The sequence below is a fragment of the Bacillus sp. J33 genome, from assembly GCF_000518885.1.
Taxonomy (GTDB): Bacteria; Bacillota; Bacilli; order Bacillales; family Cytobacillaceae; genus Cytobacillus.
This window is the reverse complement of sequence record NZ_JAEL01000083.1, coordinates 1-26270: the sequence shown is the minus strand read 5'-3', so window position 1 is coordinate 26270 and position 26270 is coordinate 1. Positions and strand designations below refer to the sequence as shown.

At 39.7% G+C, this 26270-nt stretch carries 23 protein-coding genes; 16 read left to right on the top strand and 7 right to left on the bottom strand.

The features are described 5' to 3' along the window. Window positions 1-249 precede the first annotated feature (249 nt). Complete coding sequence (locus L634_RS0120975; RefSeq protein ID WP_026584144.1) at window positions 250-942, bottom strand: rolling circle replication-associated protein; 693 nt, start codon at window positions 940-942, stop codon at window positions 250-252. Window positions 943-1295: 353 nt separating this feature from the next. On the opposite strand from L634_RS0120975, the gene L634_RS0120970 reads away from it, so the two are divergent. The 6 genes from L634_RS0120970 (at window position 1296) to L634_RS0120940 (ending at window position 10395) form a co-directional block, all read left to right on the top strand. Further along, window positions 1296-1490 (top strand): hypothetical protein, encoded by a 195-nt coding sequence (locus L634_RS0120970; RefSeq protein WP_026584143.1) that lies wholly within the window; start codon window positions 1296-1298, stop codon window positions 1488-1490. Window positions 1491-2032: 542 nt separating this feature from the next. Further along, window positions 2033-5827, top strand: coding sequence for a hypothetical protein (locus L634_RS0120965; RefSeq protein ID WP_026584142.1), 3795 nt, complete (start codon window positions 2033-2035; stop codon window positions 5825-5827). Window positions 5828-6167: 340 nt separating this feature from the next. After that, window positions 6168-6323 carry a DUF1540 domain-containing protein gene (locus tag L634_RS32900; RefSeq protein WP_084028959.1) on the top strand — a complete coding sequence of 52 codons (156 nt, stop codon included), beginning with the start codon at window positions 6168-6170 and terminating at the stop codon, window positions 6321-6323. A gap of 290 nt (window positions 6324-6613) precedes the next feature. Continuing rightward, on the top strand, window positions 6614-8080 hold the full coding sequence (locus L634_RS0120950; RefSeq protein WP_026584141.1) for a protein adenylyltransferase SelO: 1467 nt from the start codon (window positions 6614-6616) through the stop codon (window positions 8078-8080). 558 nt (window positions 8081-8638) lie between these two features. Continuing rightward, window positions 8639-9469, top strand: coding sequence for an SPL family radical SAM protein (locus L634_RS0120945; RefSeq protein ID WP_026584140.1), 831 nt, complete (start codon window positions 8639-8641; stop codon window positions 9467-9469). Between the two features lie 173 nt (window positions 9470-9642). Next, a complete protein-coding gene (locus L634_RS0120940) occupies window positions 9643-10395 on the top strand; it encodes an AAA family ATPase (protein WP_026584139.1) in 753 nt (250 codons plus the stop codon). Window positions 10396-10446: 51 nt separating this feature from the next. Here L634_RS0120940 and L634_RS0120935 read toward each other — a convergent pair whose 3' ends face one another. The 4 genes from L634_RS0120935 to L634_RS0120920 form a co-directional block, all read right to left on the bottom strand. Then, the gene (locus L634_RS0120935; protein ID WP_026584138.1) at window positions 10447-10863 is read right to left on the bottom strand and encodes a VOC family protein; all 417 of its coding nucleotides are present in this window, start codon (window positions 10861-10863) and stop codon (window positions 10447-10449) included. Between the two features lie 104 nt (window positions 10864-10967). Further along, window positions 10968-11270 (bottom strand): DUF5634 family protein, encoded by a 303-nt coding sequence (locus tag L634_RS0120930; protein WP_026584137.1) that lies wholly within the window; start codon window positions 11268-11270, stop codon window positions 10968-10970. Window positions 11271-11358: 88 nt separating this feature from the next. Continuing rightward, window positions 11359-11799, bottom strand: a complete 441-nt coding sequence (locus L634_RS0120925; RefSeq protein WP_026584136.1) for a MarR family winged helix-turn-helix transcriptional regulator — start codon at window positions 11797-11799, stop codon at window positions 11359-11361. Window positions 11800-11826: 27 nt separating this feature from the next. Beyond that, window positions 11827-12303, bottom strand: coding sequence for a glutathione peroxidase (locus L634_RS0120920; protein WP_026584135.1), 477 nt, complete (start codon window positions 12301-12303; stop codon window positions 11827-11829). 475 nt (window positions 12304-12778) lie between these two features. Between L634_RS0120920 and L634_RS0120915 the strand changes: the two genes are divergently transcribed. From L634_RS0120915 to L634_RS0120890, 6 genes are all read left to right on the top strand, one after another. Continuing rightward, window positions 12779-13498, top strand: a complete 720-nt coding sequence (locus L634_RS0120915; protein ID WP_026584134.1) for a FadR/GntR family transcriptional regulator — start codon at window positions 12779-12781, stop codon at window positions 13496-13498. A gap of 182 nt (window positions 13499-13680) precedes the next feature. Further along, window positions 13681-15465 carry an L-lactate permease gene (locus L634_RS0120910; protein WP_026584133.1) on the top strand — a complete coding sequence of 595 codons (1785 nt, stop codon included), beginning with the start codon at window positions 13681-13683 and terminating at the stop codon, window positions 15463-15465. A 151-nt stretch (window positions 15466-15616) separates the two neighbouring features. Continuing rightward, complete coding sequence (locus tag L634_RS0120905) at window positions 15617-16333, top strand: (Fe-S)-binding protein (protein ID WP_026584132.1); 717 nt, start codon at window positions 15617-15619, stop codon at window positions 16331-16333. A gap of 15 nt (window positions 16334-16348) precedes the next feature. Next, entirely contained in the window at window positions 16349-17776 is a 1428-nt protein-coding gene (locus L634_RS0120900; RefSeq protein ID WP_026584131.1) for a LutB/LldF family L-lactate oxidation iron-sulfur protein, read from the top strand. After that, entirely contained in the window at window positions 17776-18492 is a 717-nt protein-coding gene (locus L634_RS0120895) for a LutC/YkgG family protein (protein ID WP_026584130.1), read from the top strand. The genes L634_RS0120900 and L634_RS0120895 overlap by 1 nt, the downstream gene beginning before the upstream one ends. Window positions 18493-18611: 119 nt before the next feature. Further along, on the top strand, window positions 18612-19676 hold the full coding sequence (locus L634_RS0120890) for a C45 family autoproteolytic acyltransferase/hydolase (protein ID WP_026584129.1): 1065 nt from the start codon (window positions 18612-18614) through the stop codon (window positions 19674-19676). A gap of 254 nt (window positions 19677-19930) precedes the next feature. On the opposite strand, the gene L634_RS0120885 is transcribed toward L634_RS0120890, so the two are convergent. Then, window positions 19931-20293 carry a DoxX family protein gene (locus L634_RS0120885; RefSeq protein WP_026584128.1) on the bottom strand — a complete coding sequence of 121 codons (363 nt, stop codon included), beginning with the start codon at window positions 20291-20293 and terminating at the stop codon, window positions 19931-19933. 117 nt (window positions 20294-20410) lie between these two features. Between L634_RS0120885 and hemG the strand changes: the two genes are divergently transcribed. Further along, the gene (hemG, locus tag L634_RS0120880) at window positions 20411-21796 is read left to right on the top strand and encodes a protoporphyrinogen oxidase (RefSeq protein WP_026584127.1); all 1386 of its coding nucleotides are present in this window, start codon (window positions 20411-20413) and stop codon (window positions 21794-21796) included. 198 nt (window positions 21797-21994) lie between these two features. Here the strand turns inward: hemG and L634_RS0120875 are convergent, their stop codons facing one another. Beyond that, on the bottom strand, window positions 21995-22219 hold the full coding sequence (locus L634_RS0120875) for a hypothetical protein (protein ID WP_026584126.1): 225 nt from the start codon (window positions 22217-22219) through the stop codon (window positions 21995-21997). A 124-nt stretch (window positions 22220-22343) separates the two neighbouring features. Between L634_RS0120875 and L634_RS0120870 the strand changes: the two genes are divergently transcribed. The 3 genes from L634_RS0120870 to L634_RS0120860 all read left to right on the top strand — a co-directional run bounded on the left by L634_RS0120870 (window position 22344) and on the right by L634_RS0120860 (window position 25840). Next, window positions 22344-22703 carry a DUF488 domain-containing protein gene (locus tag L634_RS0120870; RefSeq protein WP_026584125.1) on the top strand — a complete coding sequence of 120 codons (360 nt, stop codon included), beginning with the start codon at window positions 22344-22346 and terminating at the stop codon, window positions 22701-22703. Window positions 22704-22859: 156 nt separating this feature from the next. Then, window positions 22860-24371 (top strand): amidohydrolase family protein, encoded by a 1512-nt coding sequence (locus L634_RS0120865; RefSeq protein ID WP_026584124.1) that lies wholly within the window; start codon window positions 22860-22862, stop codon window positions 24369-24371. Beyond that, complete coding sequence (locus tag L634_RS0120860; RefSeq protein WP_026584123.1) at window positions 24368-25840, top strand: amidohydrolase family protein; 1473 nt, start codon at window positions 24368-24370, stop codon at window positions 25838-25840. Before L634_RS0120865 ends, L634_RS0120860 begins: the two co-directional genes overlap by 4 nt. The last annotated feature ends 430 nt before the right edge of the window (window positions 25841-26270 follow it).

Sequence of the window (26270 nt, the reverse complement as noted above, 5' to 3'; positions counted from 1 at the left end):
CATTTCTGCATACTTCTTAATGGTTCGCGGATCTCTCCCTGTCCTTTTAGCTACACTTGAATATCCGCAGTCTTTATTGTTAACCTCATGTCTGATATAATTAATCTCGGCCACTGCCAACATCTCCTTAAATACCTCCTGCACGTTTTGTACCCAACAGGAAGTGTATGTGTATTTTGGAATGTTGACAAGTGGCCATTTTTAATTTGTGCAGGCCCCTAGGGGCCAGCACAAATTAAATGCCATAACCTACATTTTTATGATGCCATAAACAAAAAGGGTGGATTTACACTCATCGAGATATTTATAAAACTCATCTGGGTTATCAAATTCTAAGATAATTGGTTGTTTTAAACCATGTGAATGAAAGTATCTTTTATGGCCGTTAAGCCTTGGATCAGTGATCCCTTTTTTTAGATAGAAAGCAATTTTTTCATTTTCAGTTGCTCCGGAAGAAATATTTATCTTGTGCAAAAAGCCATGTTGCCAAAGACCTTGTAATATTTCGTTAGGAACCTCTGTTAAATTGCAAACAATATGATAATGAATGGCTCCTTTCCGAAACTTATCCTGAAATTCAATTACACCTAAATATTTGAACTTTGGTAATTGATTCTTCTCTAAATAGTAGGCTAAACGTTTTTTAAAGTCTGCAAATATTTTGTTGCAGCTATTAATGTTCGTGATATCTACTGCTTCTGAGGCGGCAAAGGTGAGTGTTACAAAAGCATATTTATCTGTAAAGTTGCATTCTAGCAATCTACGAATTTTTCTACGAGCTCGTGTAATGCTGGTCTTAACATTGGTATCGTAATTTTCACTATTTAGAATTGAATGAGATTTTCGCCCACCTGAAGAGGTTCTTCTAGTAATAGGAGAATTTGTTTGTTTTATGATTTCAACGTATTTGTTACTAATAACTACTTTAAAATACTTACTCATAATAATTTCCTCCGGTAAATAGAAAAGAATTTTCGTCAAATTAATCACTATTTATCAAGTTAATTTAATTAGAATTTCTTTTATGAACTTGTTTACACCGGTGTAGTTTAAAGCTATTAGTTCATGCTTTTATTATATTTTTAATGCTTTCTTGGTGCACCCTGACTCTCAGTTTATAGCAAAGGGATTGGATTAATCTGAATAGATCCGAGACACTCTCTTAATACTAAACTTAGAATTCTTCGAAATTACTTCTGATTTCTATGAATTATTAATGAATGGCATTGAATGTAATGCATGACAGGTATAAATTAGTTGTGTAAAGAGTTAATTATTGGAGATGGGGGATATGTTTGAATATAACGTTGGACTTAAGAATGGGTATTGATTCTATTAGTATTGGATCTGTCGATGATAATGGCAACGTAGAACTTTCAATTCAAACTTTGCTTGGAGATGAGGTGAGCTTTATACTCAAGCCAGAGGAGCTAGATGATTTTGTTGAAAGATTGAAATCTATCAACGACTTTAAAGATGAGCTGGAATAACTGAAAAATTCCCATTAATGGAAAGTATTGATGTACTTCCTGATTTATTGTATATTAAATTTACAAGAAGTGTGGTGGCTCTTCACCATAGAAACAGACTCCTTGACTTTTAAGGGGTCTTTTTTCGTCTTTCATTTTGAGATATATTTAAGGGGTCATTCTTCCCGCTTGGAACGATGGTAGCTTTGTTTGGATTACTCGTGGTATTGCAAATACTATATTTAAAGCTAAAAATCAAGTGGTGGCTAAAATGGAAAATAATATTGTTTATGCATGTTTAGTGGATATAACAGGTTATTTGGTTTCTATATATGGTGATGAATTGGTGACAAATGTCATGTCCCTCTGAGTATGTTTTCTTGGAAAATTAATATTTACTTTTGAAAATAAAGATTGATCAATATTTTAAGCTAATATTAAAATTGGTTTAATTAGGAAAGCCCGTTTTCTTTCAATAAGAGGATGGGGTTTTTTATTATCCATGTAAATAATTTTATAGGTTAATATCCTTTTTATTATGGTAAGGGAGGGCTTTAGGTAATATGCTTGAAATTAGTGGTAAAGATATAAGCGAATTAAGTGATAGCGATTTAAGGGCTTTAATCGGTCTTCTCTGTGAAGCTGAACTACGTACATATGGTTTACCAACAGCAGGAGTAACATGGGGAGGACACCAAAATGCAAAAGATGGTGGTATTGATGTCAGGGTTGACATTTTATCTCCTCTACATGCTGATAGTTTTATACCAAGATCTAAAACAGGTTTTCAAGTGAAAAAACCAGATATGCCAAGAGCAGATATTATAAGTGAAATGCGACCCAAAGGTAAGCTTAGACAAGTAATAAGAGATCTAGTAGATTCCAAGGGGGCTTATATTATTGTTAGTAGCCAAGGCTCAACTGCTGATTCGGCTCTTAAAGATCGAAATAAAGCAATGATAGATGCATTGTCTGACTACCCGAATTATACTGACATTAAAGTAGACTTCTATGATAGAGAACGGATTGCTGGTTGGGTTCGTAGTCATCCAGCTTTGGTCCTTTGGGTAAGAGAAAAAATAGGAAGACCAATTCAGGGATGGAGAACATATGAGAATTGGGCAAATTGCCCATTGGGAATTGAAGAGGAGTATATGTTAGATGAACATGTTCGTTTATATATTGAACCGAACTCTTATTCACAAGGATTAGCAGTCAGTGATGGAATAAATGAAATTCGAAACATTCTTCATGGACCTGCATCTTCAGTACGTTTAGTAGGGCTTTCAGGGGTAGGAAAAACAAGATTGCTTCAAGCATTGTTTGATGAACGAATAGGAGAAAACCCTTTAAATAAATCAATCGTATTTTATACGGATATTAGTGACGGCCCTGACCCAGACCCTATTAATTTTGCTGAGAGACTAGTTGCTCTAAAGTCTCGATTCATTCTTGCAGTAGATAATTGTCCGCCAGATTTGCATAGACGATTGGGCCTTATATGTTCGAAACCAAATAGCTTAGTAAGTTTAGTAACCATTGAATATGATGTTAGAGATGACCAGCCAGAAGCGACCGATGTATTTCGTTTAGAACCAGCGTCGACTGAATTAATTGAAAAAGTCATATTAAAAAGATTTAGTCATATAACAGAAATAGATGCACGGAGTATTGCAAATTTTTCTGGAGGAAATGCTAGAATTGCAATTGCCTTAGGGAACACAGTAAAACGTGGAGATAATTTATCTGAGTTAAAAGATAGTGACTTATTTAATCGATTATTCCAGCAGCGAAATGAGCCAAGCAGGTCACTATTAAAAGCTGCAGAGGCATGCTCATTGGTTTATTCATTTAATATTCAACTATTTGAGAATGCAGAATTAGAATTGCTAAGTGATTTGGTAGATATGAATGTTCAAGAAATGTATAGAAATGTAAGTGAGTTAATGCGACGTGATCTTGTTCAAAAGCGGAGTGTGTGGCGAGCAGTTCTACCTCATGCAATTGCTAATAAACTGGCTCAGAGGGCTCTTGAAAATATACCAATTGAAAAAATATGTAGTGTATTTGAAAATGGTGGATCTGAACGACTTTTAAAATCATTTTCAAGAAGATTAAGTTATTTACATGAAAGTGAAGAAGCTAAAGAAATTTCTAAAAGATGGCTGAAGGAAGATGGGCTACTTGGAGATGTAAGTAATCTTAATGAATTGGGAGTAACACTGTTTAGAAATGTTGCTCCCTTAACTCCTGAACTAACACTTTCTGCTATGGAAAGAGTTCTTGAAACCAGTAGAGCTAATACATTTTTTACTCGAGATAATGTTTTTTATAATGAATATACAAGTCTTCTTAGATCATTGGCCTATGATAAACATTTATTTATTCGATCAACGAATTTACTTTCTAAATTTGCGCTATCAGAGAAACCAAATGAAAATGTAAATTCAATAAGAAATTTACTAAAGTCTCTTTTTTATATTTATCTTTCTGGAACACATGCTTCAGCAGACCAGAGGCTAAGTGTAATAAAGAAATTAGTAGAATCAAATATTGAAGAGGAAGTTGATTTAGGAATTTCTTTATTGGATGCAGCTTTAGAAACAACCCATTTTAGTTCATCGTACAGCTTTGAATTTGGAGCTAGACCTAGGGATTATGGCCATAATCCAACAAACAGATTCGAAATACGTACATGGTATAAATTGTTTATTGATTATTCTCTTAGAGTGGCAATATCGGAAAGCCCGTTTGCTTTTAAAGTAAAAGAATTAATAGCCTCAAAGTTTAGAGGACTTTGGGTAAATGCAGGAATGTATGATGAACTTGAAAAAGTCTTAGAAATAATTTCTTCAAAAGGATCTTGGAGAGAAGGATGGCTAGCTGTAAGAACAACCATGAGATTTGATGGCAAAGAAATGGAGTCAGAGATCTACAAAAGACTAAATGACTTAGTATTGCTATTGGAGCCGAACTCTTTAATTGAACAAGCGAAATTTTATTCATTGTCAGGAAGAAGCATTTATGATTTGGTTGATGCTGTTAGTGATTTAGATAATGATGGATATACAACTGTAGAGGAGAAAATTCAATTACTTGGGAGAGAGGTTGGATCCCAAGATGAAATTTTAAGTGAATTATTGCCTGAAATTTTGGGGAATGATGGGCCTGGACTATTTAGTCTTGGGCAAGGAATAGCAGACGGATCTATCAATCATGAGGAAACATGGATTGATTTTTGTGAAAAGTTATCCTATATAGATGATTCGAAACGTAACTATCAAGTACTCCGTGGTTTTTTAAATAGATTAGCGGAAATTGATTTAGCCCTTACAGAAAAAATTCTGGATCAATCCGTAACGGATCCAATTCTAGCTTCTATATTTCCATTATTACAAATAAGTATAAAAGTTAATTCTCTTGGTGTAACCAGATTAAGAAAATCACTTGAGTATGGAGAAGCTCCTATATGGCAATATCAAAATATTGCATACGGTAGAGTTCATGAAACTATAAGTGATGAAGATCTTGCAGAATTATTAGGGTTAATATCACTAAAAGAAAATGGACTAGAAGTAGCAATTGAGATATTAAATATGAGAATACATGGTATTTCTAAAGACACGATAATTAGTGATTGTATATCATATGTCGGTCAAGACCTATTGTTAAAATATCAATTTTCAAGAGAAAATAATAAGAAAGACCAATTAGATTATGAATTATCAGAAATTGTTCAAATTTGTTTTAAGGGGGAATCTGGAAAAGAAAGCGCTAAGATATTGTGTGAAAAGCTTGCAGGTGGATACATAAACTTTGAAATTTTCCCATCGGATTATCAAAGTGTTCTGTCTTCTTTATCTAAGACACAGCCTGAAGTATTCCTTAATGAATTTTTAGGTAGGGAGCAAAAAGTGGATGGTTGGTTAATCGAAGCACTTTCTAGAGAAGGAAAAGCTCTTTCCTATATAAATGAGGAAATTATTAAAAAATGGTGTGAAGTCAATCCCAAAACACGTTATCCTGTTATTGCATCTGCTATAAGGCCTTATCAACAAGTTGAGAAGGACAATATCTTGGAGTGGACCCCTTTAGCTTTGTGGATAATGGATAATTATTATGATCCAGTGGTGATATTAAATATATTTAGAAAATCATTTTACCCAAGAACATGGTGGGGTTCCCTTGCAGATAGGTTACAAAGTTGCCTGTGTTTAATTACAGCATTAAAAAACCATAGTAATTTGCTAATTGCAGAATGGGCAACTGAAGAAGAAGAAAAATTTAAAGAAACTATTCGTTTGGAAAGAGAAAATGAATTGAAAATGGAAAGGCAAAGAAATGAACGTTTTGAGTAAACAAGTTAATCTGGGATGAAATGTTAAAGATATAAAAGGTAAACTACTACATCTCATAGTGTTAATTTCCTACCGTCGGCACTCCACACACGTGGAGAGTGTTACAGAACTGATTTTAAAAGAAGGCAACTAACCTTAAGGGGGTGTTGCCTTTTTGTGCTTATTGAAAAAAAGTTACAAAAGGTCATATTCTGTCAAATTCATTTAAAACATGCAGAGAATGTAATCAACTTGATTTTGAAGCAGGCATAGCAAAAGAGTAAGCGCTTTTTTGTCCAATTGCGGTTATTCCATCTCTAAAGAGGGTATTGAAAAACAAACCATTAGGAGGTGGCCATCAATGGAAGTAGAAGTTTTATGTAACGTGGAAAACTGCAAGTATTGGGCAGAAGGAGACAAATGTGTTGCTGATTCTATTTATGTGATTGGCCAAAATGGCAGAGAGGCGGAAGATGTAGAGGAAACAGCCTGTAAAACGTTTGAGCATTGTGAATAGGAAACTCTTTAAAAGGCGGCATATTTGCCGCCTTTTTAATTTTCTTAGCGAAATCGAACAAAAAATTGGAGCTTCGACAGATTAAATAAGCTTTACATATACTCATAATAATTCTACCCGTCTTTGCAGTTAAATCATGCCTGATCCGGCAGCTTTATAAAAAGTCTTTAATCCCGCTATCTTTTTTCAGAAAGGGTATAATAATTAAAGATAAACAGACATGTGAGCCAAAGAACAAGCCAGAAAAGTTACTGGCTCTAAAAGCCAAAGAAGAAAAGGAAGGAGAAATAATGACAAATAGGAATGAAACAGGGTGGAACTTTGACAACAGTTATGCCCGTTTGCCGAACGCATTTTTTTCAACCGTAAAGCCAAATCCCGCAGCATCCCCAGCGCTGATCAAACTCAACGAAGCATTGGCAGACTCACTTGGGTTAAAAGTGGATGAACTTAAAACCGAAGATGGCATAGCCATTCTTTCTGGCAGCCAGGTTCCAGAAGGGGCTTTACCTCTAGCTCAAGCTTACGCCGGGCACCAATTCGGACATTTTAATATGCTGGGGGATGGCCGGGCCATGCTGATTGGAGAGCAGGTTACTCCGCAGAATGAAAGGGTGGATATTCAGCTAAAGGGTTCTGGCAGAACTCCTTATTCCCGCGGCGGAGATGGACGTGCGGCACTTGGGCCGATGCTGCGTGAGTATATTATCAGTGAGGCAATGCATGCGCTTGGAATTCCCACAACCCGAAGCCTGGCAGTGGTCACTACGGGTGAGTCCATTATCCGGGAAACCGAGCTGCCAGGAGCCATCTTAACCCGAGTCGCTAAAAGCCATATACGCGTAGGAACCTTTCAATATGCTGCCAATTGGAGACCTGTTGAGGAACTCCGAATGTTGGCTGATTACACAATTAAGCGGCATTACCCGGAAATTGAAGGGGATGAGAATCCATATCTTTCCCTGCTTCAGAAAGTGATCCAGAGCCAGGCATCACTGATTTCCAAATGGCAATTAGTTGGTTTTATCCATGGTGTAATGAACACGGACAACATGGCCATTAGCGGAGAAACGATCGACTATGGCCCATGCGCTTTTATGGATGCCTATGATTTGGCGACCGTATTCAGCTCAATTGATAGGGAAGGCCGTTATGCTTATGGAAACCAGCCATATATTGGAGGGTGGAATCTTGCGAGGTTTGCTGAGACCCTCTTGCCTCTTTTGCATGATGATCAGGAAGAGGCTGTGAAGATGGCGCAGGAAGCCATTTCAGGCTATAACAAAATATATCAAAACCATTGGCTTGCCGGGATGAGGGCGAAGCTTGGAATTTTCAACGAAGAGACAGAAGACGAATCCCTTTTTACAGACCTTCTGAAGATAATGCAGAAGTCTGAAGCAGACTATACCAATACCTTTCGCTCTTTAACTCTGGGTAAGATAGAGGATGCTTTATTACATGGGAATCCGGATTTCGCCAAGTGGCAAGAACAATGGCGTGATAGACTAAGCAGGCAGGATGAATCAAAAGAAGCTGTAAGCCAGTTGATGAGGAACAGCAATCCTGCTGTCATTCCCCGGAACCACAGGGTTGAAGAGGCTCTTGACGCTGCAGTGGAAAAAGGAGACTACAGCGTTCTTGAGAAGCTTCTTAATGTGCTTTCCAAACCTTATGCGTATTCAAACGATCAGGATGAATATTGCAAGCTGCCAGAGCCATCAAACATTCCTTATCGCACTTTTTGCGGAACTTAATATCGATAGGTTTGAAAAAGGTGCCAGCCCGGCACCTTTTTTTATATAGCAGTACTCTTTGAGCTTGAACCATATACGTTACTTTGTAATTGGAGATTCTTCTGGAAATCAAATTGAGGTTGTAAATTTCTCGAATTTTTAAGAGAAAAAAACATTCGTTTTTTATTTTTAAAGGAAAGGTTGAACATTAGCAGTAATGATCTGCCAGCTTATTAAAAGAGAAGCATTGGGCACTGTCGAAAATAGAGAAGGTTTACAAAATAATAAATAAGAAAAGAGAATAAGGCAAAAAAATGAGTTGAACCTATTTTTTCTTTGAAAAACGTCACCAATACCTTTCGAAACCATAAAAAATAGGGGATTCGTATTAAGGATGCTTTCTTCAATGTCTTAGGAGGTCTATCCGGAGTATATTCATAAGAAAACCCTCATAAAGTTTATATGCTTGGAGAGTTGGCTGGAGTAAATTTCATCAATTGACGTTCATAAACCAGTCTGTTACTCTTAATCTAAGGAACAGTTGTTCGGTTTATTTTATTAGGCTAATAGGTGGTCATTATGGATATACAGTTAAAAGAAATTGTTTCAAAGAGTATCCTAACCCCTGCCAAAGGTGCGATTGATGACTTTACACATTCATTAAATCCTTATGCCGGGTGTGCCTTTGGATGCAAGTATTGTTATGTAAGGGAACTTCCGGTTTCCATTTTTCGCGAAGAGGAATGGGGAACATGGATCGATATTAAATCGAATGCAGCAGAACTTTTGGAAAAAGAGCTGGTTAAGGCTAAGAAAAAGGGGGCAGTGGCGTTATTTATGTCCTCTTCAACGGATCCTTATCAGCCGATTGAGTATACTTCAAAGCTGACAAGAACGTTAATGGAAGCAATGCTTAAAAACCCGCCAGACTTCTTGCATGTACAAACCAGGTCTCCGCTGGTAAAGCGGGATATCGACCTATTCCAGCAATTCGGCGATAGAATCAGGATCTCAATGACGATTGAAACGGATAAAGAAGAAGTAAGGAAGGCGTTTTCTCCATCTGCTCCTCCTATTCCGGCTAGGATGGCTGCGTTAAACGATATTAAAGAAGCCGGAATTATAACTCAGGCAACAATTGCCCCTTTGCTGCCATGCTCAAAAGAGTTTCCAGCGAAGTTAAAATCAATTGCGAACCGAGTAACGATAGACGATTTCTGGATGGGAGACGGAAGCGGAGGCCGGAGGACTGAGAGGCTCGGGATCCGGAAGATTTATGAAGAAATGGGCCTGGAAAAATGGTATAACCCAACAGCATATAAAGTCGTTTTGAAAATGCTGCGCCAGGAATTTCAGGATTCTCCCATTCAGCTTGGCGTATCTAAAAGCGGTTTTAGCCCTAATGGTTAGCACATTGCTGATTGGAGCGGAGGGCTCGAATCCACTAAGAGTGCTTTTGCATTCAAGGAAGCTTATTCAATATTGGGAAAAGGGTACACAGGGTACACAAGGAAGACCCTCTTGGAAAGAAAGCGCCTGCCGGAAATCAACAGGGCAAAATATAAAAACTCGAGGTATTTTATATGGATCTACTGAGTTCACATTATGTAAGAGGCGTAAGCCTTAAAAGAGATGCTATACCTTCTTTTGGCAACTATCCCTTTAATCTTCCGAGTCTAAAGGCCTTGGATGAACTGACTTTCCACCCAAAAGTTACCTTTCTGATTGGCGAGAATGGGATGGGGAAGTCAACATTACTTGAAGCAGTAGCGGTTGCTTTGGGATTTAATGCTGAGGGCGGCTCTTTCAATTTTAACTTTTCAACATTTGATTCTCATTCAGAGCTCGGGAATTATATAAAGGTAATAAAAGGAATTGATAGACCCAGTGACGGATTTTTTCTGAGGGCGGAGAGCTTTTATAATGTTGCTTCCAATATTGAAGAAATGGACAGTGAAGGGGGCGGCCCCCGGGTAATCGATTCTTTTGGCGGCCGTTCGCTGCACGAACAATCTCATGGTGAAGCGTTTTTTTCTACATTCCTTCATCGGTTTCGAGGCAAAGGAATTTATATTTTGGATGAACCGGAGGCAGCTCTCTCACCACTCAGGCAAATGTCCATGCTGACAAGAATTCATGATCTGGTCGGAGAACAATCTCAGTTCATTATCGCCACACACTCACCGATTATTATGGCGTATCCAGATTCCGTCATTTATGAATTTACGGAAGAAGGGATTACAGAAAAAAATCTTGAAGAAACGAACCATTACAGAATTATGAAACAGTTTTTTGATGATAAAAAAAGAATGATGCATCATTTATTAAATGAATAACCAGAATGGAGACTCCGGCTGAAGTCTCCATTGCTGCGTTCCATATATACCTTATTCACTGTCATAATTAAACAGCCAGTTTACACCAAACTTGTCTGTTAATTGGCCATAGCACTTGCTCCAGAATGTTTCCTGCAGCTCCATGCTAACAGTGCCGCCTTCTTTCAGCCTGGTAAAGTACTTTCTAAGATCATCCAGATCTTTGATTACAATAGCAAGATTGATGTTGTTTCCCACCGTGAATGGCATTCCAGGAAAAGTATCGGAAAACATCACATTGCTTCCGCAAATGTTAAGCCGTGCGTGCATAACCAGATTTTTTGCTTCCTCAGCTAATGGATATTCCGGATTGGGAGGAGAATCACCAAAACTCATGATTTGAGGCTTTTCTGTTTCAAAAACCTCCGCATAAAACTCAACAGCTTCCCTGCAATTTCCATTAAAATTAAGGTAGGCATTAACAGCCATTCTTTCCACTCCTTTAATCAATATAATTTTATTATAGACAAAATATTCAAAAATAAATATGGTTAAAAGTCAAGAAGTGAAAATTAATCTCTTTTAAATTTGTATTAAATTTCCCGAAGTGCTTGCTCTAAATTTTCATATCCCATTCGATCTTCTCCTTTAGGCTCATCCGATTCAATCGTCCACTCATTTTCTGCGGGCGTTAATCCTCCATTATCATCCTTGAAGTAGGGACTATGTATATGATAGGTTCTTCCTTCTTTTTTCACTGTGTAGCCCAAATAGTACTGGTTACCCTGACCTTCTTCCTCAAAAATTCCAATATCGTCAATCCCATATTTGTCTATGTATGATTGAAGTGGTTCCTGCAGTGCATTGATGATTTGCTCTCTTGGTAAAAACTCCATTCTTTAGGCTCCCTTCCAGATTAATCTATACTTAATATGGCTATTTCGGGGAGGATTAAACATTTAAGATCTAAAAGAGTACCCCATTTTAGTGAGGTACTCTTTTCTTTACTTTCAAACGCAATGTCTCAAGCTGCTTCATCAGCTGTTCATATTCTTCCAATTCAATATTGCATGTTTGAATGATTTCGCTGACTTTTTGGGTTATGGCCTGTTTTTCCTGACGGGCTTTCTCCTCCAGAAAAATATTTACTTTCCTCTCATCTGTATTAGATCGTTCTTTCCGGATCCACCCATTCGAAATCATTCTTGATATCATCGGGGTGAGGGTTCCGGTTCCGAGATTTAGCCGTTCTCCAAGCGCTTTAGCTGTTACACCGTCATTTTCCCAGAGAGCCAAAAGGACGAGGTATTGCGGATAGGTTAAGCCGAATGGCTGAAGGGCACTTGTATACAGTTTTGTGAATTCGCCGGCAGTTTCATAAACTGCAAAGCAAAGCTGCTTATCGAGTGTAAAAAAATCTTTCACATGATCACCTTATTGGGTTTTTTTATCTTAAATTAATTTCTTTATATCATCTTCTATTTTGTCTGGTTCTGTTGTTGGGGCATAGCGTTCAACAACATTGCCATTGCGGTCCACTAGAAATTTTGTAAAATTCCATTTAATGTTCTTCGAGAGAAGTCCTTTTTTCTGTTCTTTTAGAAAAACAAATAAAGGGTGGGCATTATCTCCATTCACATCGATCTTCGCGAAAATTGGGAAGGATACGCCATAGTTGATTTGGCAAAATTCAGTTGTTTCTTTAATATTATCAAATTCCTGATTATTAAACTGATCGCAAGGAAAACCAAGGATTTCCAAACCGCTGTCCTTGTACTTCTCATAAAGCTCTTGAAGCCCCTTAAATTGAGGAGTCAAACCGCACTTGCTTGCTGTGTTAACGATTAGCAAAGGCCTGCCCTCGTAATCTGACAAAGATTTTAATTCACCATTTGTTTTCTTAACCTCAAATTCATAGACAGTAGTCATAAGAATTCCTCCTGAGCAGATAATTTTTAATATTAAATCGTGTACGATTAAATCTTAAACGATATATTTTTAAGATGCAACAAATAAGCTTTTATGAAACTATTCTTAATGCTGTTTTGTAAAGAAGAAGTGTCTGTATGTCCATAACATTGATAAAAATACTTATAATGCAGAAAAACTTATTTATAAGAGGGATAAATTTTTTCGAGCTATAGGTTTAACAAAGGCAGATTCAGTTTGTTATAAGGGTTTAAAAATACTAAAGTAAATACAGGTGATTCTAATGATAGATAAGCTGAAAAGTGCAATAGAACAAGCTTCCTGAGAGGGCTGCAAAAAAAATATTGATTTCATGCATTGCTTAAAATGGAGACAACTCTTTGACATATAAAAAGGAATCGCTTACAAATTAGCGTTGTCGCTTCGCACATATTACTATAGAATCATAGGTAGATATATATTGAGGTGAACATAGTTGAATTATAAACGAATAAAACCGCGTAAAATATATGAAGAAGTGGCTGAGGCTATTATGGATATGATTAAGTCTGGTGAGCTGAAGCCAGGTGACAAGCTTGATTCTGTGCAGCAGCTCGCGGAAAATTTCCAGGTTGGCCGTTCGGCAGTCCGGGAGGCATTGAGTGCACTGCGGGCAATGGGATTGGTGGAAATGCATCAGGGGGAAGGGACTTATGTTCGCGAATTTAATTCAAACATGCTCAAGCTTCCTGTGCAAATAGCCGTCCTTATGAAAAAGGATGATGTGAAAAATTTGCTGGAGGTTCGCCGTATTCTTGAGGTAGGGGCTGTAGAAGCGGCCGCATTGAGATGGACTGAGGAGAATCTCTTTGAAATCAAAGAAGCATTGGAGCAGATGAAAAATGCCAATGATGAAGAATTGGGCGAAGAAGCAGATTTTCGTTTTCATATGGCCATTGCAAAAGCATCACAAAATGACTTACTGATCAGCCTAATGAACAATGTGTCAGAAATGATGGTCACAACAATGAGAGAAACGCGCAGGCTATGGCTTTATTCTAAGAAATCAGCTTTGGACCGCCTGACGCAAGAGCACTCAAGCATCTTTGAGGCAATCGAACAAAGGGACGGGGTAAAGGCACAAATGTTATTGCTTGAGCACCTTCAAAGTGTGGAAGAAGTTTTAATGAAATATTTTCAAGAAATGGATATATAATGAAGAAGCCCAATCGCAAATGCCAGCGATTGGGCTTTATTTTAGAAAATTTCTAAAAATACTATTGAGATATGAAAGCGTTTTAATTATACTATTTATTATACTAAAGTCATCAGATGACCTGTTAATGTGATTAGTTCAAAGGGAGAAGAAATTTTTCAACATGAAAGGGGAAGAGGTATTTGAGTATTGGTACTTTGGCTTTAATTGCTACATTGCCGATCGTTTCAGTCTTTTTATTTTTAGTTATTTTTAGATGGCCAGCCAAGAGAGCCATGCCGGTTTCGCTGGCTTTAACCATTATTATGGCTATGTTTATCTGGCAGGTTCCCGGAAATCAAGTGGCCGCAGCCAGCTTTAAAGGGGTTGTAACAGCACTGGAAGTGGGTGTTATCGTATTCGGTGCAATTCTTTTATTGAACACTTTGAAAGAAAGCGGTGCCATATTTACAATCCGAAAAGGCTTTATGAGTATTTCGCCTGACCGCCGTGTTCAGACAATTATTGTTTGCTGGCTATTTGGATCTTTTCTTGAAGGTGCTGCCGGATGGGGGGCGCCTGCTACAATCGTTGGACCACTTTTGGTTGCAATTGGCTTCCCTGCAATGGGAGCAGTTATGGTTGCGCTTATCCTGCAATCTACACCCGTTTCGTATGGTGCTGTAGGAACACCGATCTTAATTGGTGTTAATTCAGGGCTAAAGGATTCCCCGCTGGTTCAAAGCTATGTTGCCGAGCAAGGAACGACATTTGATGCCTATATTAATGGAATTGGCGGACAAGTCGCCCTTATCCACGGGGCTATAGGCATATTTATTCCTTTATTTATGGTAACAATGCTGACTTATTTCTTCGGCAAAAATAAATCCATAGCGGAAGGGTTAGCGATTTGGAAGTTTGCTATATTTGCAGGTCTGTCATTTACAGTTCCTTATGCTTTGGTAGCAAATCTGCTTGGACCTGAATTTCCATCTTTGATTGGCGGTTTAATTGGATTGGCGATTGTTGTGCCTGCTGCTAAAAAAGGGCTGTTTATTCCTGAAAAGGCATGGGATTTTGAAGAAAAAAGCAATTGGGATCCTTCATGGACTGGTTCCCTGCAAGTTGATGAGTCGGAAAAGCCAAAGAAGCAAGTGTCATTTATGGCTGCTTGGCTGCCGTACTTGCTAGTTGCTATTCTATTGGTTGTGACACGCGTTAACTATCTGCCGTTTTCGGAATGGCTTCAAGCATTTGTTCTCAGATTTGAAAGCGTATTCGGGACCGCGATCACGGTTGAATCAAAACCGTTGAATGTGCCGGGTGTTATTTTTATAGCAGTTTCGCTTATTTCAATCCTCATTTTTAAGATGAACATGAGAGATTATGGACGAGCAGTAAAGGACTCTTTTAAAACAATTGTCAGTGCAATGGCTGCTCTTATTTTCGCAGTTCCTATGGTTCAGGTGTTTATCAACTCGGGAATCAATGCGGCCGAATTTACAAGCATGCCGCTCGCATTGGCTGAGGGGATCTCAACTATATTCGGCAGCTATTGGCCGCTTGCAGCACCAACGATTGGTGCAATTGGCGCATTTGCAGCAGGAAGCAATACCGTCAGCAATATGATGTTCTCACTTTTCCAATTTGGTGTAGCAGATAATATCCTGGCAGCCCCAGCAACTATCGTTGCTTTGCAGGCAGTCGGAGGAGCTGCAGGAAACATGATCTGTGTACACAACGTAGTGGCAGCATCCTCTTCGGCCGGATTGATTGGCAAGGAAGGAAATTTAATAAGAAAAACACTGATACCAATGACCTTCTATGTCATCTTTGCAGGAGGAATTGGCTATGTAGCCATTAATGGAATTGGGTTCAATATTGGTACGATTATACTTGCTGTCGTGGCAGGCTTCATTGTAACGCTGATTGCCAAAGGGCAAAAGCAAAATAGAATGGATGTGAAACAGCTGCGGAAGACAGCTTAATGAAAAATGGCAAGCTCTTACTCAAGAGCTTGCTATATTTTATTAGAGTCATCAGATGACCTGTTGACTAGGCAATAGTAAAGGTTTACACTGTATATAATACAATCAGGAAAAGCTTGCATATACCTTCAGAAAGAAAAGAGTGAGACCTATGAAAGTATCATTATTTGTGACCTGTTTAATAGATATTTTCCAAACTGATGTTGGGATGGATACAGTGGAATTGCTTGAAAGGCTGGGCTGTGAAGTCGATTTTCCTGAACAGCAGACTTGCTGCGGGCAGCCGGCTTATAACAGCGGATATGTAGATAAAGCAAAGGAATCGATGAAACATATGATTAAGGTTTTTGAGCATTCCGATTATGTTGTTACCCCTTCCGGATCATGCGGAACCATGTTTAGAGAGTATCCGCACGTGTTTAAGGGAGATCCAGTTTGGGAACCGCGTGCGCAGAAATTAGCGGATAAGACGTATGAACTGACGCAATTTATCGTAGACGTTTTAGGGGTAGAGGATGTAGGGGCAAAGCTGAATGGCAAAGCCACTTATCATACCTCCTGCCATATGACGAGATTATTGGGTGTTAAGGAAGCGCCAATGAAACTATTAAACAATGTAGAAGGACTTGAAATGAAACCGCTCCCACACAACTATAATTGCTGCGGTTTTGGCGGTACTTTTTCGGTGAAAATGACGGAAATATCCGAACAGATGGTAGATGAGAAGGTTCAAAGTGTTGAAGATTCCGGGGCAGAAATCTTAATAGGAGCCGACTGCGGCTGCCTGATGAACATTGGCGGACGTATTGACCGGAAAGGTAAGCCAATCAAAGTGATGCACATAGCCTCTGTATTAAACAGCAGATAAAAGGGGGAACTATAAATGGGTATGAAGATAGGGGAGAAACCCTTTAAAGAACGTGTTTCGGATGGGATAGGAGACGCGTTCATGCGCGGAGCTGTTTCCTCCGCCCAAGGTCGTTTCCGCAGCGGCCGGCTGAATGCTGCAGAAGAGCTGGGAAACTGGGAAGAATGGCGTAAGCTTGGCGAGGAAATTCGGACCCATACGATAGAAAATCTTGATTATTATCTGGAGCTTTTAAGCGAAAATGTAATCAAACGCGGAGGACATGTATTTTTTGCTGAGACAGCAGAAGAAGCAAATGAGTATATCACAAATGTTGTGAAAAAGAATAACGGAAAAAAGGTTGTTAAGTCCAAGTCGATGGTCACTGAAGAAATCAATATGAATGAAGCACTTGAAAATGCAGGGTGTGAAGTGATTGAAAGCGATCTTGGAGAGTGGATTCTGCAAGTGGATGATCATGATCCGCCATCTCATATTGTCACACCGGCTCTTCATAAAAACAAAGAGCAGATCCGTGACGTTTTCAGGGATAAACTAGGCTATGATAAAACTGAGAAGCCGGAAGAACTCGCTTTGTTTGCAAGGGAAAAGCTGCGTGAAGAGTTTCTGCAGGCCGATATCGGGATTACAGGCTGCAACTTCGCCATCGCTGAATCCGGAACCATTTCCCTTGTGACGAATGAAGGAAATGCGAGAATGGTTACTACCATCCCAAAGACACAGATCACTGTGATGGGGATGGAGCGAATTGTTCCAACCTGGGAGGAAATGGAGGTTCTTGTAAGCCTGCTGACCCGTGCGGCAGTTGGCCAGAAGCTGACAAGCTACATTACTGCCTTAACAGGGCCCAAACAAGAGGGGGAAGCGGATGGCCCGGAGGAATTCCATCTGGTCATCGTCGATAATGGCCGGTCGAAAATCCTGGGAACTGCATTCCAGTCCATTCTCCATTGTATCCGCTGCGCAGCTTGCATTAATGTTTGTCCGGTATATCGCCATGTTGGTGGCCATTCATATGGATCAATTTATCCAGGGCCAGTGGGAGCAGTCTTGACTCCGCTTCTGGGTGGATATGATGATTATAAGGAGCTGCCATATGCATCAACACTATGTGCGGCATGTACGGAAGCCTGTCCGGTGAAAATACCATTGCATGAGCATTTGCTTCGTCACCGTCAGGAGATTGTTGAAAAAGAGGGAAAAGCCCCTATTTTTGAAAACTTATCAATGAAGGCATTCAGCCTGGGAACGGCCTCCCCTTCTATGTATAATATCGGCTCAAAGCTTGCCCCTAAGGCATTGGGAACATTTGCGAAGGATGATAAAATTTCCAATGGCCCCGGCCCTCTGAAAAACTGGACGGAGATCCGGGAATTCCCTGCACCTAAGAAAGACCGTTTTAGAGATTTATATAAAAAGAGAACGAAAGAGAGGGGAGAATGATGGCAGCTGGCTCAGTTTATAATCGTAATTCCTTCCTTGATAACCTTGCAAAAAGTTTGGGAAGGGAGCGCCGCCGAGAGGTTGAAAAGCCTGCTTGGAATCACAATCCCCAATGGGACGTATTAAAAGGGGCATCCCAGGATGAGCTTGTGGAGGTTCTAAAACAGCAATGCTTGCGCATCCATACAGATGTACATGAAACGGTTTCTGCAGAGCTTCCTTCATTAATTGCCAGCCTGATTAAGGAGTATGGCGGAAAATCAGTTGTTACATGGGATGACCCTCGCTTTGACGAATTTGGTTTATCCAGCTTTTTTAAAGAGCTGGAGGGTGATGAAATATCATTGCATGTCTGGGATCGCGAAGGAGGCGAAGAGAATCTTGCTTTCTCCGCCACTGCAGACATCGGAATTACATTTAGCGATGCCACTCTGGCAGAGTCAGGGACAGTAGTTTTATACAGTGATAAAGGAAAGGGCCGTGCAGTAAGCCTTCTTCCAGTAATCTATTTCGCTGTTATTCCAAAAAGCACGATAGTTCCAAGAATGACCCAGGTTGCAAAACATATCCATACTAAAGTGGAAAACGGTGAGCCTGTTCCATCTTGTGTGAATTTTATTTCAGGACCGAGCAATAGTGCCGATATTGAAATGAATTTAATCGTAGGTGTGCATGGCCCAGTCCAGGCAGCTTATATTATTGTAGATGATAAATAAAGGAACTGATTCGCAGTCATCTGCGGATCAGTCCTTTTTTGTTTAAGTTCGTCTGCTAGATTTTCATACACGCTTCCTTTATTCTTTAGTAAAAAGAAGCAATAAAAGAGGGATTCTATTTGAAGACAATATACAGTGACATTATACAATTTCGGGGAACCCACTTTGATTTTGGATACATGCAAGGAATGAGGTTAAAGGATTCTTTATCGGTAAAAAACCGCGAGGATCAATGGAAGGTGAGAAAGCCCCGGTTTTCGATAAAGGAAGCGGAAGCGAAAGAGGCGATGACAAGATTTGCACCAGGCATTTGGGAAGAACTTCTTGGTCTTCAGGAAGCACTCCAATGGCCAATGGAACGGGTGCTAAAAGAATTTGGCGGATATCGCGTGAATTATGTCCGATCAGGCTGTTCGATCATGACGGGTGAGGACTACCTGATCAGAAACTATGATTATCATCCCAAAACATATGAAGGACGGTATACTTTTTATCAGCCAACAGATCAGGGCTATGCCATCATTGGACCCAGCCAGCGCGTGACAGGGCGGATGGATGGCATGAATGAAAAAGGGCTTGCAGTTGGCTATAACTTTATGAACCGGAAAAATCCCGGGGATGGTTTTATTTGCTGTATGATTGGCCGGCTTTTATTGGAGGCTTGTGCAAATGTGCAGGAAGCAGTCAATATGGTGAAGGAAATTCCCCACCGCCATTCTTTCACTTATGTGGTATATGACAGGAGCGGCGAGACATTTGCAGTGGAAACTTCTCCACGGGGAGTAGAAGTCCGCGAGACTACAGCCTGCACAAACCATTTTGAAGTCATGAGACATGAAAATAGAAATCATTTGGCGGATAGCATGCGCAGGCTGAGTGTGATGAAAAGCCGTCAGGAACAGCCAATGAGTGCCCGTGAGGCTTTCCGTCTTTTAAATGATACGGACAAAGGCGTTTTTTCTGACTTATATGGCAGCTGGGCTGGAACAATCCATACGTCTGCTTACTTGCCTAAAGAGATGAAAGCCTGGTTTTCGTTAGGCGGCGATCGGGAACCCATTATCTTTGACTTTGCCCAATGGCTGGAAGGCAAGAATATTGAGACTAATCGGATAATCGGTGAAGTTAACACAGACATAGCTTTTTTACATATGGATGAAAATGCGAATTGGTTTAGGAAATGAAAATGCGGAGAGGTGGGCTCTCCGTTTTTTTGTATCTTAATAGTCTTATTTCGAGGAATCTAGCATCCCCCGCTCCATTAACAAAGTGCTAAAAAGAAAATGATGAGCTGTTTCCGGTTTATCGGTCACTCTCATAAATTTATCAGTCTGATTCGATTTATATCAGTCACTTTATCGTTATATCGGTCAAAAATTAATTTTATCGGCCATTTTATACTTTTTCGGTCACTTCCCGTCCTATCAACGTTCCACAGCTATGGTGAACATTTATATAAAATAAACAGCAATACAAGCATAACCCCATCCAGCCTGGCGTCAAATGCAAAAGGCATAAAGCCTGATTTTAGAACAGGTATTTTGGTCAGGAGAATAGCGGCTGCCATAATGCCAATCAACGGAATAACTGCGCTTTTTACACTCTTATTAAAGAGAATTAATACCCCGCATACAATTTCCAAGAAAGCGACCACATGCATGATAAGTTCCGGGTATGGAAGTCCCAGATTTACGAATGCACTGCCTATTTCCGCGCTGATAAGCTTCATAAAACCGGAAACGATAAATACATATGAAACTGAAAAGCGAAGCAGGTTCATCACAAGCAATGAATGCTGCATGTTCTCTCCCCCTTTTCAAAAATATATTCATCAATTGGACAAACTAACACATTCTTTCATCTGGTTATATTGTGGTACACTTTTAATATGAATTGGATGTAACTGGGGTGTGTATACGTGAAAACAGTATTGGTCATCGGCGGTGGTGTAACAGGGCTATCTGCCATGCATGAACTGAATAAATGGAAAAAAGCAAATCAATCCGATATAAGGCTTGTTCTGGCAGAAGCATCAGAAAAGCTGGGCGGAAAGATTCAGACTGTCAAGGAAGGCGGATTTGTGATGGAAGCGGGGGCCGACTCGATTGTTGCCCGCAAAGCCGAAGGGATGGATTTTATCCAAGAGCTTGGCCTGGAAAAAGAAATTGTCTATAATGCAGCGGGACGTTCATATATATACAGCGATGGGGAGCTGAAACTTATTCCAGCAGACTCAGTATTTGGAATTCCGGCCAGCGTTGAATCACTGGCAAAAACAACCCTTGTGTCTGCAGAAGGAAAAGTGGAAGCACTAAAGGATTTTTATACGAAAAATGAAGGTTTTACAAAGCATGATTCCATCGGGGAATTTTTAGAGCATTTTTTCGGAAAAGAATTGGTAGAAAAGCAAATTGCCCCTGTCCTTTCCGGAGTCTATTCCGGAAATCTCAGTGACCTGACGATTGCTTCAACCCTTCCGCAGGTGTTCGATTATAAAGAAAAGTACGGCAGCATCATTAAAGGCTTTGAGGAAAATAGAAAAGCATTCCAGAGCGGCGGAGGAAAGAAATTCTTCTCATTTAAAGGCGGGATGGATGCCCTAATAAATGCTTATGAAGAAAAGCTTGATGGTGCAGAGATATTAAAAAGCACTGAAGCTGCTGCAATTGCCAAAAAGGAAGGACGTTATAAAGTAGATTTCTCCAATGGGGAAAGCATGGAAGCGGATCATATTGTGCTTTGCATCCCGCATAATGCAGCTGAAAAGTTATTTAAGGACCAGGACCTCAAGAATGAATTTGGCCGTTTAAAAAATAGTTCGCTCATTTCCATCTATGTTGCTTATGACATACCTGACAGCCAGCTTCCGGAAGATGGAACAGGCTTTATCACTGCAAATACGAAAGAGTTAACGTGCAATGCGTGCACATGGACGAGCCGGAAATGGCAGCATACATCTGGAAACGGCAACCTGCTTGTAAGATTATTTTATAAAAGCAGCCATCCTGCTTTCCCAACTCTAAAGGAAATGACTGAAGAGGAACTTCTTCAAGCCGCTATGGCTGATATCGAAAAAAGCCTGGGTATTACCGCCAAGCCTGCAGCAAGCAAAGTGACCAATTGGACAGAGAAAATGCCTAACTATCTGATCACCCATCCAGAAACTGTGGCTTCACTTGAAAGCATTTTTGCAGAAAATTATCCCGGAGTTTGGCTTGCTGGATGTTCTTATTATGGAGTTGGCATACCCGACTGTATTGAAAACGGAGGAAAAACTGCCCGGAAGATTATAGAGAATTTATAAAGCAAGAATCCCCTCCTGAAAAGGAAGGGATTTTTTTTATGCGCCTTTTTATTTGAATATAGCTTCCCGGTCGTTACTAATCTCTGCTGCAATCAACTCAGTTAATTTAACTTAATTAGCAGTTGAAAAGGAAGAAACTTGACGAAAACAGCAAAAATTAAAAAAGAAGCAAAAAAGACCCAAAGATAATCCCAAAAGTTATATTATCTTCGTTTTATCCTGGGTGCTTTCAAGCTTCATTTGTTCCAGTTCAAGCTTCATTTTTTCCGTTTCAAGCAGGAAGTTTTCCTGTTTTAGTTTTTCCAGGGTGATTTCATCTTTAATCATATTGTGCTTAATCTTTGCTAGTCTTTGTTTATGAAAAGTCAGGATGCTGATAATGGGAATGGAGAAAATCATAACGACTGCAATCGTACCGGTCAATTTCCTTTCACCTCACGTTTTCTTCGGTATAGAAAAATTTGGATAATCCCTTTATAGTAAAATAATAGCAAATCACGATAAATATAGAAACAGGAAGATTTCGATTATTTTGGAGGTGCTTTCAATGGAGGATATTTGTATTAAGAGAATTTATGAACCGTATGAGGAAAAAGACGGCTATCGTGTATTGGTCGACCGGCTTTGGCCGCGCGGAATAAAAAAAGAGGACGCTCGCATATCTGTTTGGGAAAAAGACATCGCACCAAGCAGTGAGCTGAGAAAAGCGTTTAATCATAAACCCGCGCTTTTTAATGAATTCAGGGATAAATATCTCTTTGAGCTGCGGACTCAGGCGGATAAAGTCCGCAAGATAGAAGAGTTAAGAAGAATTTCCAAAGAGAAAAAAATTACATTATTATATGCAGCGAAAGATCCTATCCATAACCATGCACGCGTATTACGGGAGGAATTGGTTAGGGAGTGAAACAAACGAATGGCACTTATTTTTAGGAGTGAAGTTCATGTGCAGGTAAAAAAATTAAAAAAATAGGTAGAAAAACTAAAAATAAAAGTAATAATTCTGAAAGTTATGCCATCTATTTTTCCTTATACTTTAAGAAAAATAGATGGAGGAGAGGAAATGATTGATTTGCTGCTGATCCATGGTATGGTCGTTACCATGGATCGAAATAGACGTCTGATCCCGGATGGGGCTATTGCCATAAATGGAAGCCTGATCCTAGATGTAGATACTACAGAGAAACTTGTTGAAAAGTTTGAGGCGAAAGAAGTTATTGATTGCAGCCATCATTGTATTTTACCGGGGTTGATAGATGTCCATGGCCATGGAGGACATTCGATGTTTAAGACTATTGCCATGGAAAGCATTGATTTTTGGATGCCTGTAATAACAAATACCTATAAGCATTTTGTAACAGATGATTTCTGGTATTATGAGGGGAAACTCTCTGCTCTTGAGAGATTGAAAGCTGGAATTACAACGGGTGTCTCTGTGATCGGGTCCATGCCAAGGTCTGATGATCCGATATTTGCTATTAACCATGCAAAGGCTTACGCTGAAACCGGTGTTAGGGAAGTTGTGTGCACGGGTCCCTGCAACCCGCCATGGCCACATTTATTCAGCCGTTGGATAGGCGATAAAAGAATTACAAAAGAAGTCGCCTACGAGGAAGTGTTACATGGCGCAGAAGCTGTGGTTGAGGCATTACACCATGCAAATGAAGATCGGACAAGAGCATTTATTACCCCATTCGTAATCGTCCCATCGGTCGAACCCTCCGGACCAACTTCACCTGCAAGACTTAATCAATTAACTGAGCATGATTTAGATCAAGCAAAAAAAATTAGGGAGATTGCTAGAAAATATAATACTCGGATTCACTCGGATGCTTTTGGAGGGATGATTCATTTAGCGGTACAGGATTGGGAAAATGCTCTTTTAGGTCCAGATGTACATCTTCAGCACTGCCGGGGGATTTCCTTTAGTGAAGCAAAAATTTTGGCAGAAACCGGGACAAATGTTAGTGTATCTCCTGGTTTTTCTCAAATTCATGCCCGTACACCAATCATAGAATTAATGGAGCTGGGAACAACGGTTGCCATTTCAACAGATGGAACTTCTCCATCAACAAGCTTTGATATGTTTCAAGCAATGAGGAAAACACAGTTTATTCATCAATCGGCACACAGAGATGAATATTATTTACCTCCTGGAAAGTTATTGGAGATGGTTACCATTGATGCTGCTAAATGCATAGGGTGGGATAATGAGCTGGGCTCTTTGGAAGCCGGAAAAAGGGCTGACGTAATTACAGTAAACATGCAGCAGCCGCATTTAACTCCTGAATTTATGCATATTCACCGGCTTGTCTATCAAGCTGCTGCTAATGATGTAGACCATGTTATCGTAGATGGCAAGATTTTGATGAAAGACAGGATTGTCTATTCCGTTGATGAAAGTAGAGTTTTAGCTGAAGCAAATGAAGAGGCCAATTCAACAATTAAGCGCGCGGGTCTTGAAAAATACATGCAGCATACCAAATATTTTTGGGGGCATACCCGCACCTATGCGGATGGAGTGAACCACAGCGAAGAAGATTGTTGGGCTGCTGGGAAAGGGGATAACCAATGAAAACCAGGCTTAAGGGAAAATATGTTATCGGCTATGATGGAGAAGACCATGTCATTATAGAAGATGGTGAGGTTGTATATGAAGACGATAGGATTATCTATGTAGGAAAATGCTGCCCATTCAAAGTTGATAAAGAAATTGACACCGGCAATGCTTTAATAAGTCCGGGGTTCATTGATTTGAATGCATTGGGTGATATTGATCATGATATTTTGCATTTTGAAGCAAATACGGCAAAACAGAAAAATTTGCTTTGGTCAGAAAGGTATGTGAAGCAAGGATCCCGTGAAATAATGACTGAGAAAGAAGAGGCCTTTAAATCCCTTTATGCATATTCCCAGCTAATCCTTCATGGTATTACAACAGCCATGCCAATAACATCTGTGCATTATAAAAAATGGGCAGAAACATATGAGGAGCTAGCATCTGCGGCCGGGCATGCAGCAAGCTTGGGACTGCGGATTTATCTGGGCCCAAGTTATCAATCGGGAAATAGGGTTGTACAGCCTGATGGCAATATAAAGATTTATTGGGATGAAGAAGCAGGAAGGCAAGGCTTAGAAAGAGCTGTACGATTTGTGGAAGAATTTGACGGTTCTTATCGTGGATTGGTGAGGGGAATGCTTGCACCTGAACGGATTGAATGCCAAACAGAAGAAAGTTTACTCCAGACAAAGCATTATAGTGACAAACTTGGCGTTCCGATCAAATTGCATGCAGCCCAAGGCAGTTTTGAATATCACAAAATCATTAAGGACTATGGTGTAACGCCAATAAGGCATCTGTATAACCTTGGGTTTTTAGGGGCAAAAACCGCAATCCCACATGCCCATTTCATTTCCGGATATAGTGAGGCCTTGGCAGGTGAAGGGGATGATTTAGAGCTGCTGAAAAGAACAAATACAACAGTTATTCATTGTCCTTTAATAATAGGGAGACATGGCCAGGCTATGGAATCCTTTGCAAAGTATAAAAGAGCAGGAATTAATTTAGCTTTAGGAACAGATACCTTCCCTCCGGATATGTTTCAGAATATCAGGATAGGTAGCATGCTTTCACGGATTGTAAATAAAGAAGTAGAGGATTCAGCATATGCTGATTTTTACCGGGCTGCTACCTTAGGAGCGGCGAATTTTCTTGGCAGGGAGGACCTGGGGCGTCTATGCCCAGGTGCAGCAGCTGATATTATCGTAATAGATTTGGATGGATTCCATATGGGTGTTTTGGATGACCCTATACGAACGATGATTGTAAGCGGGACGGGCAGAGATGTAAAGATATCCATTATAAATGGTCATGTAGTCATGAAAGATCGAAAAATTCCTAATCTTGATTTAGAGGAAATAAAAAACAAGGGGCAAAAATATTTTGAGAAGATGAGAAAAGGATATATGAAGAGAGATTATCAGAGGCTCCCTGAAAAGGAATTGCTGAAAACATCTTTTAGATTGGCTGATTCCATTAATTAAAGCTGATTTCTATAAGTTTAACCAACTAGTAAAAATAGTTTAAAAATTAGTAAAAATAATAGAAATTAAGTAGTCTGAATATTTTATATAATTAGACAAAGACCTGATTGGTTTTTAAAAAAGGTAGTGTCAAAAGATTTATGAAAACTACCTAAAGGGTTAGTTTCTCTCCTATTTACTGGATGGAGATGCGCCGCAATCGCTCTTGACAAACACGCCAATGGTTTGAGGATTGTTTAACAAGGGCGAAGGGAACAAAAGAAGGCATACCAAATAAGCCCTTGGTTGTTTCCATTTTAAACCATTGGCAAGTTCGGTTTGTCAAGAGTTCGCTCCGCCGATTGCTGAATTAGCTTAAGGGCTCAGCTAAACAAAAAGTTAGGCTTGTCTTTGTTCTACTATCCATTGTTGTGCTAATCCAATGAGCTTT